Here is a 10,086-nt window from a genome sequence, read left to right on the forward strand (position 1 = left end):
CTTGATACATAATACTCATCGGTTGAGGATAATCTCGAATGACGAGTAATTAGTTACTATGTTTCCTAAATGAAGGAAATAACTAGAATTTTGCGGCTTATTTTCTAGTTTTTAGCTAAAATGTTTGGGATTTATCAGAAAAATATAGTTAAAGCAGGTTTCTCCCAACAAACATAGGGAAATTGCCTTCTTCCCAGGTTTGCTATACCGAGAAACGCTGAAAAACCCACACTTCAGAAAGCTGTAAGTGTGGGCATACGTCACAAGAGACGGGCTATTGGGTAGTTGGGATGAAAAACTTTTCCCTGTTCCTTAGTCCCTAAAAATTTAAAATCGGCCACTCTGGTTGACGATAATATTGGGTCATATCATCAAACTTCCGTAGTTCTACACTCTGGATTAAAAATTCTGGAGAATTTAGCAGCCATTGCTGATTCAACTCAGAAAGCATAGTACCGAGATTTTCCCGGTCTAAATTGGGTGAAATCTCGCCAAAATAGCCTAATGTCACGTGGGCTGTAAAGTGGTGATAGTGCTGTTCAATACCTAAAGCCATTAACTTAGGATTTTGATAAATTTGGCGGCGAAATTGAATAATCTGCTGATATGAGTCTGGATTTTGTGGGACTAGACAAATACCTATAGCTCTAGGCATTACTATCAATCCCAGCATTTGCCATTGAATCGGATCAGTTCCGTTTGTCATGGATTGTTGATACTGCTGAAATATTTCAGCACAACAAGAACGTAATTGTTCTCCAAATTCAGGGTTTTTTTCACACGCATGAATATAAGCACTGTCCCAAATCAAGTCAGCTAAAGTCACATGAAAACTAGCTGAGGGGATAGGGACAATCAAATCAGTGTTCACAGCTACCTGTAAAAGTTCCTGCTGGTAAGATTGTAATTTGGTATAGAAACTAGAGTTGTTTGCATCTTCTGCCGCAGGAGGGGTAATGAGTGAATACCCTGGAAAAGGTGCGGCTTGTCTAGAACCAGAATGCAAATGAAACTTAGCAGATTCCTGAATATGCTGAATTTGGGATCTGTAGGCTTCTGGTAGCGTCATTCTTGCTACCCGATTCAAGTACGCTTGATAGTTGTCGTCCAATCTTTTTAGCCTCGCGCTCTCACTTGATAGATTGTAGGGAAATTTACTCACATTAGCAGAGTGAGTTAAAAAGTGTAAGGTTTGGGCTTTAAATTCATCACAAAAAGTGATGTATCGATACGCAACACAAGGCTTCCCAGACATGATTTTATACTCTACCCAATATCTCAGTCTCAGATTTGAGCAGGGAACATGATTTTCTGATGGGCTGGGGTATAAATAATAGGGAGTGGGGAGTAGGGAGTGGGGAGTAGGGAGTAGGGAGTGGGGAGTGGGGAATAACCTTTTTGTGTTAAGCCGAGATTGTATGGCTACGCCACGCAAGCTATCAAAAATCAGATAGGAGTCCTATTTATATTTTGAATCAGAATTTATGTGTGGGATTCATTACTGGCTAAAACAGCATATTATTATGTTCTTTTGTGATGTTTTTATGAACTATTAGTCACCAAGTATTTGTAATCTGGTAATAGTTAGTTTTTGGTTTTCCAACTTTGCTATTCTCATGAATAATCACGGCAGAGTCTATATAGTTATGCGGCTAAATAGTATTAGTTAATACAGCAAACCTTTAAAAAATTGCTTAATACTTAATGAGCATGGCAAAAAATTAAAGATGTCTTTAAAAAAGGCTTAGTAGATTTTCGGGAAAACTTGATATTTTAAAACAAAGATACAAAAATATAATTCCTGATCTCAAATTTATGGATTCTTTATCTATCAACTCGTTGCTGGAAGACTTGAAAAACCCGGATGTGACAGTGAGAGAGCAAGCAACAAAGAAACTCTGGCGGATCTGGTTTCAGCAAAAGGGAATTTACGGGCTGGAAAGAATTGACCAGAGTCAAAAATTACTAGATGCGGGAGAAATGGCTGAAGCCGAAGCAATATTGACAGAACTGATCAAAAAGCAACCAGATTTTGCTGAAGCCTGGAATCGTCGGGCTTTTCTCCACTACAGCATAGGTGAGTATAAATCATCTTTAGCAGACTGTCAGAGGGTGATTCAGATTAACCCAGTACATTTTGGCGCACTTCATGGGATGGGCTTGTGTTACGCGGCTTTAGGAGAGTATGGTCAAGCTATCAAAACATTTAAACGCGCTTTAGAAATACAACCCTATTCTTTAGTTAATCAAAAACTAATTTTAGAATGTACACTCAGACTCAACTGAATCAGGATTGATTTTATTATTTCATTAATTTTTTGCCTTCCTCATCAATAGGAATCTTATTATTGAAATTCTCCGCGTTCCTTGGCGTTGAACTTTGCGTAAATCTGCGTTAAAAATCAGGATATAAACTATGACAAAAAGATTAGATACTCTGATTAACTCTCTTCCCGATATAGAAATAATTACCGAACCCACGCAAGTTGCCAAATTATCCCAGGATTATCACACCTTTAGCCCGGTTTTAGTACCAAAGCTAGCGGGAAAAGTGGGGGATATTGTTGTCCGTCCAGCCAATGAACAAGAAGTAATTAAGGTTGCAGCTGCTTGTGTCCAATGCAAAATACCTGTAACTGTCAGAGGTGCGGGGACTGGTAATTATGGCCAGTGTGTGCCTTTACATGGTGGGGTAATTTTAGATATGTCTAAGATGCAGGAGATACCTTGGGTAAAACCAGGGGTAGCGCGGGTAGAAGCTGGGGTAAAATTGGCAGCGATTGATAAAAAAGCGAGAGACATCGGCTGGGAAATCCGTATGGCCCCTTCGACATACCGCACAGCGACTATTGGGGGATTTATTGCTGGTGGGAGTGGGGGTATTGGCTCAATACAATATGGGTTGTTAGGCGATCGCGGTAATATTTTAGCCCTACGAGTGGTAACGTTAGAAGATCAACCCCGTGTGATTGAATTACGTGGTGACGATGTGCAGAAAGTCACCCATGCTTGGGGAATTAACGGCATTATCACAGAAGCAGAAATTCCTTTAGGGCCTGCTTACCCTTGGGCAGAAGTTATTATTACATTTAACGACTTTATGGCAGCAGCCAAGTTTGGACAAGCCCTTGGTAATGCTGACGGGATGGTCAAAAAATTGATTGCGGTGTTTGCATCGTCGGTTTCCCAATACTTTCATCCCCTGCAACAGTATATTCCGGAAGGGACTCACTCAGTCTTATTAATGCTGGCGGAAACCACCTTGGAATTATTACCCGGTTTAGTACAGCAATATGGTGGACAGATTACCTATGAAAAACTAGCTCACGAAAAAAGTGTACACTTGGGAGAATTTACTTGGAACCACACCACCCTTCACGCCCGCAGTGTAGATACTTCCATTACATATTTGCAAAGTATGTTTCCGGCTGATGGTAACTTGGAAATTTTAGAACATCTATATCATTATTTTGGTGATGAAGTGATGATGCATTTAGAATTTTTTCGAGTTAATGGTAGAGTAATTCCGGGTGCTTTACAGCTTGTGCGTTACACCACAGAAGAACGCCTGAATGAAATTATTCGTTATCATGAAGCCAAGGGGGTATCTATTGCTAATCCTCATACATATATTATTGAAGATGGCGGTAGAAAAGTGATTGACCCGGAGCAGTTAACGTTTAAAGAAATGGTTGATCCTTATGGGTTAATGAATCCTGGTAAGAGTAAAGTTTTAGAATTTAAAATATCAAGTTAAGCAATTATATTTTCGTTGCTATATGGGATTAGTTTAATAATTGTGTTAACTATGGAAAAATCAGTGTTACTGAATTAAGATATGAGGTTATCTCATGCAGAGGCGCAGAGTCGCAGAGAGCAAAAACACCACAATATTTACAGAGTATCTTCAGGTTTTCGCATTCCCATAATAGCATAAATCATTGTTAATTTTTCCCGCCCACGTAGCTGCATTTTCTGCACTTTTTGAGTAGAAAAATGCAGATTAATTAGCTGAAATGTTGTTTCGCTAACTAAAATATTATAAGGATTTCCCTCTTCCATATTTTTATTGAGTTGTTCTAAACGAGAGGCAATATTTACGGCATCTCCTAATACAGACTAGTTCAATCTTTGAGACCCTCCAATACTGCCAGCAACTACTAGACCAGTATGAATGCCAATACCAATACTAATGGTAGGTTTTCCCTAGCTTCAGCTAGTCTTGCATCGTGATGGCTGGGTTCGATAAACAGAATATCAAAGCCAATAGCGGCGGGGGAAGCAGCTTCCAAAGTGGTTAATAATTGAGTATAGCGATCGCGTGCAAGTGGAAATTCTCCATACTGAGCCAAGGTAGCATCATCAATGCCAATTACAGCCAAGCGCGAATCCCAATTAGTAGGAACTAAAAAATGACGCACGTTGAATAATAAATTAAATCCTAATAACTCTAGAGGTTTCCAAGCGCCTATTTGCCATAATCCCAGGGATAACAGCGTAGTTAATATACCAGGAAACAATAAATGGTTTTCTAAAATGGAACGTTGGAAATAATTGGGAATATCCCTCAGAGATTTTCTCCAAGATGGAATCATCATTTCATCACATTAAATTAGGGAACCGCCAACTCATACAATTGTTTTTTCCCCAGAGGAGTCACCACAACAGCTTCTACTCTGCGGTTAGACAGGAAAGGAACAGTATGCCATTGACATCTGTTTTCTGCTCCTCCTGGCCAATTATCAGCAGGTTTACCGGATCAAATGTCATTGCTATCTACTGCATTCATCCCAGTGAAATGACTGGGCTAACAACTCAGAAGGTTAGTAGTCAGTAGTCATCTATTGGGGAAAAACTTTGATACTATCACCGGGGACAGATAATTGCACTCGTGCGCCTATTGGTAGGGGCATATCTGCTATGGTGCGAGCATGAATTTCTCTCCCAGAGGCAGTTTTTAAACAATAGAGATATTCGCGTCCTAAAAATCTCCGACTGTGGATAAATACAGGGGAATCAGTGGCAGCTTCTAATTTTAAGCCTTCCTGACGGATCATGATTTCGCCAGTATCATTTGTGTAGTTAACTGGTAACTCAAAATTACCTACTTCGGTTTCCCAGATGTTACCTTGACGACGGGCGGGAAGGAAGTTAGCCTGAGTTACAAATTCGGCGACAAATCTGGATGCGGGATGAGTGTAAATTTCTTCTGGTGTGTCTAGTTGTTCTAAGTGTCCTTGTTTCATGACTCCGACTAAATCGGAAATGGCTAGGGCTTCTTCTTGGTCATGGGTAACAAAAATGGCTGAAGTACCGGCGGCTTTGAGGATGTCTCGGATTTCTTCGCGCAACCGTAACCGGACTTGAATATCAAGGTTGCTGAGGGGTTCATCTAACAACATGAGTTGGGGTTGGGGTGCTAGGGCGCGGGCGAGGGCGACTCGTTGCTGCTGTCCACCTGATAGTTCGTAAGGATAACGCTTTTCTAAACCTTGGAGGTTGACTAGTTCAATGACTTCGCTGATCCTTTTTTGGATTTGCTGTTTTGTGGCGTTTTTTAACCCAAAGGCGACATTTTCGGCGACGTTTAAATGGGGAAACAGGGCGTAGTCTTGAAAAACAATTCCAATGTCTCTCTGTTCGGCTGGGAGGGAAAGAGAACCCTGGCAAACTATTTTACCGCCAATTTCAATTTTTCCTGATTGCAGGTTCTCAAAGCCCGCGATCATTCGCAACAGCGTGGTTTTACCGCAACCAGATGGGCCAAGCAATCCCAATATATCCCCTTGTTGCAATGTGAGGGATATGTTATCAACGGCGGGGGCAACATTTGGGGAAAACTGCTTGGTGACATTCTGTAATTGGACAATTGCTTGTTGCATGGTAGATAAGAAAAGAAAGAAGGCGGTGAGTGAGTAAATTAAAATTTGGCTGGAATTTCTGCTTTGGGTGTGATTTTTTCTTTTTTGACGTTTTCTTGAGATAGCACTAATAAGGTTGAACCCATAGAAACCAGTAGCATGGCTAGGGAGGAGGCGGCTGCATCGGCAAAGTCTACGTTTTCTGTGGCTTGCCAAATTTGTGTGGCTAAGGTGTTGAAGCCTATGGGTGCTAGTAGCATTGTGGCTGGTAGTTCTTTGATGGCTGTGAGAAAGACCAAGACTGCACCACTGATTACTCCAGGTCTGACGAGGGGTAAAGTGATTTCTCTGAGGGTTTGCCAAGCATTTCTACCTAAGCTGCGTGCTGATTCTTCTAGCTGAGGATTGACTTGTAATAGGCTGGTGCGGACTGCTCCTACTGATTGGGGCAGAAATAAGACTAAATAGGCAAATACCAGCATGGGCAATGTTTGATATAGGAATGGCAAGTAGTTAGCACCAAAAAAGACTAATGATAAGGCTACTACAATTCCTGGTACGCCAAAACTAATGTAAGAGCAGCGTTCAATGATGGCGCTGATTTTGGTGGGGAATCTGACTGATAAAATTGCTACGGGTAAGGCAAAGACGGTGGCGGCGATCGCAGCTAATGCAGAGGCTGAAACTGAGTTGAGTATACTGGGTATCAAGTTGGGAAAGCTGTAACCAGTGTTGAGTCCCCGAATCAGCCAAAATAAGGTAATGCCTACTGGTAACACTAAACCGAAGCTAGTGATCAGGAAGCAAAAACTCAGCGCTGGCCATTTCCACATTCCTAATTTAACAATTTTCGGCGGACGCAATGAGGCGGAACCACGACTGTAATATGCAGCGCGCGATCGCACTCGATACTCTAGCCATAAAATTAACAATACCAGTGTCACCAACATCAAAGATAACACTGCGGCTGTGTTGCGGTTAAAACTAGCTTTATATTGGATAAAAATTACCCGCGTAAAGGCATCAAATCGCATCAGCGAAGGTGTGCCAAAGTCCCGCAATGAATACAAAGCAACTAATAAACTCCCAGCAATCATGGATGGTTTTAGCTGTGGTAAAACTACTTTAAAAAAGGTTTCTTTACTGCTATAACCCAAACTGCGGCCAGCTTCTTCTATAGAAGGATCTATACCTTGTAAACCAGAACGGACACTTAATAATAAATAAGGGTAAGTAAACAAGGTGATTGCTAACACAGCCCCTGGAAAACCATAAATTGAAGGTAATTCTTCTACCCCCAAAGGTTGGAGCAATAACTGTAAAAAACTCCCCCTTGGTGCTAAGGCGGCAATTAACGCAAAACTACCCACATAGCTAGGAACAGCTAAAGGTAAAGTTGTGGCGATTAACCAAAATTTACGTGCAGGTAAGTCTGTCCGCACAGTTAAAAAAGCTAATGGTACAGCAATCAGTGTGGAAAATAAAGTTACTGTTGCCGCCATCGCCGCACTATTAAAGAACACCGTGATATTACGGGGACGAGAAATTAATGCCCAGAACTCATCCCCACCAATACCCACTGCACGGATCACTAAGTATAGTAATGGCAGGGTAATAGCCACTGCTACTACCGCCGCCGCTAAAATTAGAAATAATGGAGGGCGAACCGATGATTTCAACTCTTATAAAACTCCTGCCTGTTGTAGCAATTCTAACGTTCCTGGCAGATCATGCAAGTTTGTCAGGTTAACGTTGGGTGTCTTAATCTGACTTAATGGTACTTGATTTACTGGTCCTGCTACTCCTGAAACGACAGGATATTCATTGGTTTCTTTAGCAAAGAATGCTTGTGAACTTGGTCTGAGTAGGTAGGCTATAAATCTTTCTGCGTCTGCTTTTTGCTTGGTGGAACTTGTAATTGCTACACCAGCAATATTCATCATTGAGGCTGCGTCTTGATTGGTGTAGTGAGCCGCCACCGGGAAATTAGCATTAGTTTTTTTGAAGTTACCTAAATAGTAATTATTTACCAAACCGATTTGAGTTTCTCCCCGTCCTAGAGCTTCGACAATTGTAGTATTATTGCGGTAAACTTTAGTACCATTGGCTTTCATAGCTCGCAGCCATTGCAGAGTTCTAGGTTCTCCCTCTAGTACCCGCATGGCAGTAACAAATGACTGAAATGAGCCGTTAGTTGGGGCCCAAGCAACTCTACCGCGCCATTGGGGTCTGGTTAAGTCCCAGATGGACTTAGGTAGTTCCTCTTTTTTAACTAAGTTTGTGTTGTAATTAAGGACACGCGCACGTCCAGAAATACCTACCCAATGTCCTTGAGGAGAGCGAAAGCGCGCATCTACTTGGTTGAGCAGATTCGGTGAAATTGCCTGTGTGAGATTCCGTCGTTGTAGCAACCCTAAAGCCCCTGCATCTTGAGCAAAGTACAAGTCGGCACGGGTGTTTCTACCTTCTTCCACTAGGGCGATCGCTAACTCAGCAGTATCACCATAACGCACTTGGATATTCATTCCCAAGTCTTTTTCTGCTTGTTTTAGTAGTGGTGAAATCAATTTTTCTCCTCTACCCGAATAGATAGTTAGAGTTCTGGTTTGTGCATTTACACTGACACCAATGCCGGAACTCAACATGAAAGCCAAAGCTCCAGCTGTAACTTTTGCTAATGGTAAAGTTTTTAGTTTAAGAGTTTGCATTTTTCTTTAACGGTAAAATTTAGCGATAGTTTTCACTATCTTTAAGATTTATCATTAAGTGGTACTGGTAAGCAAGAAAACTTCTCATTTTTATTTTCCTTGCATTACCTTACCACCAGAAGTGTTGATAACAGCTTAGATAACTGCTACTTCCTGCAATAATTTCAGTGTGTTATCCAAATCGTTCAAATTACTCAAATCAATTTTTTCATCTTGTTGACGAATTTCATTGAGTGATTTCAAGTTTCCTTGGGGAGCAACTCCAGAAGCTAGAGGATACTCAAAGGTTTCATTAGCAAAGTAGTTTTGAGCATCTTCACTAAGCAAAAATTCAGTAAATCTTTGAGCAATATTCGGATTCTTGGCACTATCTAGAATTGCCACCCCAGCGACATTAACTAAAGACCCAATATCTTGAGTGAAATGATGCGCCACGGGGACATCAGGACTATCTTCTTTGATGCGTTCCAGATAATAGTGATTCACAAATCCTACAGCTATCTCACCACGGCTTAAAGCTTCTACTATTGATGTATTGTTGGGATAAACTTTGGGTTCATTCGCTTTAATACCTTCTAACCATTCCTTAGCTCTCTCCTCTCCTTCCACTACTCTTAAGCTTGTCACGAAGGATTGAAAGGAACCATTTGTAGGGGCCCAAGCAATTTTACCTTTCCATTTCGGGTCAGTAAAATCAAAAATCGATGATGTTAATTCCTCGGCTTTAACTAAATTGGTGTTGTAATCTACTGTACGCACTCTACCCGTAATCCCTACCCATTCTCCTTCTGGAGAACGGTAAGCCGCATCTACTTTATCCACCAGTGAACTGGGTAACTGTGCGGTTCTTCCAGCTTTTTGCAACGCTCCTAAAGCGCCTGCATCTTGACCAAAAAACACATCTGCGGGACTATTTGCGCCTTCTTCCAAAATAGCTGCTGCTAATTCTGCCGTATCACCATAACGGACTTGAATTTTAGCATTAGTTTGTTCTTCAAACTGCTTAATTAATTCACCAATTAATTTCTCATTGCGTCCTGAGTAAATTACTAATCCTGCTTCTAACTCTGTAGTTGCTGTTGTGGGAGTTGGAATTGTAGTAGTTGGATTAGAATTAGGTTCACAAGCAACTGCTAGTCCACCACTAACAGTTGCTATTCCGACTAAATAAACAAATTGACGACGTTTCATACCTTTCTCCGAACAAAAAAAATTGATATCAACATTTGTTTTGCAATGTTGACGAAAAAATACAGCTAAGTCACCACTAATAAATAATTTTTACCTTCCTGTTAATCAGATTAACAATTAGTCATTCTATGCTAATGTGCCATTTTTTGTTCAAATTTATTGACAAAAATTATAAGTTGAGTTTTTATATTTATATGATAGTAATTTTCATTAAATCAGAAAAATTACTTAAAAGCAATCAGATTTAGATAGTAATTATTCTTGTCTAAACTCAGAAGTGTTGAATGTTAAGAAAGAGGTGATAAAAATAACCCAAAATATGGTAA

Annotated in this window: 8 protein-coding genes and 1 pseudogene; 2 read left to right on the forward strand and 7 right to left on the reverse strand. The window is 40.7% G+C overall.

Annotated elements, in window-relative coordinates; translation table 11 throughout:
• Positions 1 to 319: 319 nt before the first annotated feature.
• Entirely contained in the window at positions 320 to 1,111 is a 792-nt protein-coding gene (locus tag ACM0OP_RS15135) for a DUF1868 domain-containing protein (RefSeq protein WP_414529250.1), read from the reverse strand.
• A gap of 704 nt (positions 1,112 to 1,815) precedes the next feature.
• Here ACM0OP_RS15135 and ACM0OP_RS15140 point away from each other — a divergent pair.
• Both ACM0OP_RS15140 and ACM0OP_RS15145 read left to right on the forward strand, forming a co-directional pair.
• On the forward strand, positions 1,816 to 2,286 hold the full coding sequence (locus ACM0OP_RS15140; protein WP_414529251.1) for a tetratricopeptide repeat protein: 471 nt from the start codon (positions 1,816 to 1,818) through the stop codon (positions 2,284 to 2,286).
• Positions 2,287 to 2,416: 130 nt separating this feature from the next.
• The gene (locus ACM0OP_RS15145; RefSeq protein ID WP_414529252.1) at positions 2,417 to 3,757 is read left to right on the forward strand and encodes an FAD-binding oxidoreductase; all 1,341 of its coding nucleotides are present in this window, start codon (positions 2,417 to 2,419) and stop codon (positions 3,755 to 3,757) included.
• A 137-nt stretch (positions 3,758 to 3,894) separates the two neighbouring features.
• Here ACM0OP_RS15145 and ACM0OP_RS15150 read toward each other — a convergent pair.
• The 6 genes and pseudogenes from ACM0OP_RS15150 to ACM0OP_RS15175 form a co-directional block, all read right to left on the reverse strand.
• Positions 3,895 to 4,104, reverse strand: a pseudogene (locus ACM0OP_RS15150) (CHASE2 domain-containing protein); the annotation flags it as partial.
• Between the two features lie 56 nt (positions 4,105 to 4,160).
• Positions 4,161 to 4,598: a CHASE2 domain-containing protein gene (locus ACM0OP_RS15155; RefSeq protein WP_414529253.1), complete on the reverse strand. Its 438-nt coding sequence runs from the start codon at positions 4,596 to 4,598 to the stop codon at positions 4,161 to 4,163.
• A 243-nt stretch (positions 4,599 to 4,841) separates the two neighbouring features.
• Positions 4,842 to 5,882 (reverse strand): ABC transporter ATP-binding protein, encoded by a 1,041-nt coding sequence (locus ACM0OP_RS15160; protein ID WP_414529254.1) that lies wholly within the window; start codon positions 5,880 to 5,882, stop codon positions 4,842 to 4,844.
• Between the two features lie 38 nt (positions 5,883 to 5,920).
• Positions 5,921 to 7,540 (reverse strand): ABC transporter permease, encoded by a 1,620-nt coding sequence (locus tag ACM0OP_RS15165; protein WP_414529255.1) that lies wholly within the window; start codon positions 7,538 to 7,540, stop codon positions 5,921 to 5,923.
• 3 nt (positions 7,541 to 7,543) lie between these two features.
• Positions 7,544 to 8,569 (reverse strand): iron ABC transporter substrate-binding protein, encoded by a 1,026-nt coding sequence (locus tag ACM0OP_RS15170; RefSeq protein ID WP_414529256.1) that lies wholly within the window; start codon positions 8,567 to 8,569, stop codon positions 7,544 to 7,546.
• Positions 8,570 to 8,704: 135 nt separating this feature from the next.
• Positions 8,705 to 9,760, reverse strand: coding sequence for an iron ABC transporter substrate-binding protein (locus ACM0OP_RS15175; protein WP_414529257.1), 1,056 nt, complete (start codon positions 9,758 to 9,760; stop codon positions 8,705 to 8,707).
• Between the last annotated feature and the right edge of the window lie 326 nt (positions 9,761 to 10,086).

Source organism: Nodularia chucula CCY0103 (assembly GCF_963923915.1).
GTDB lineage: Bacteria > Cyanobacteriota > Cyanobacteriia > Cyanobacteriales > Nostocaceae > Nodularia > Nodularia chucula.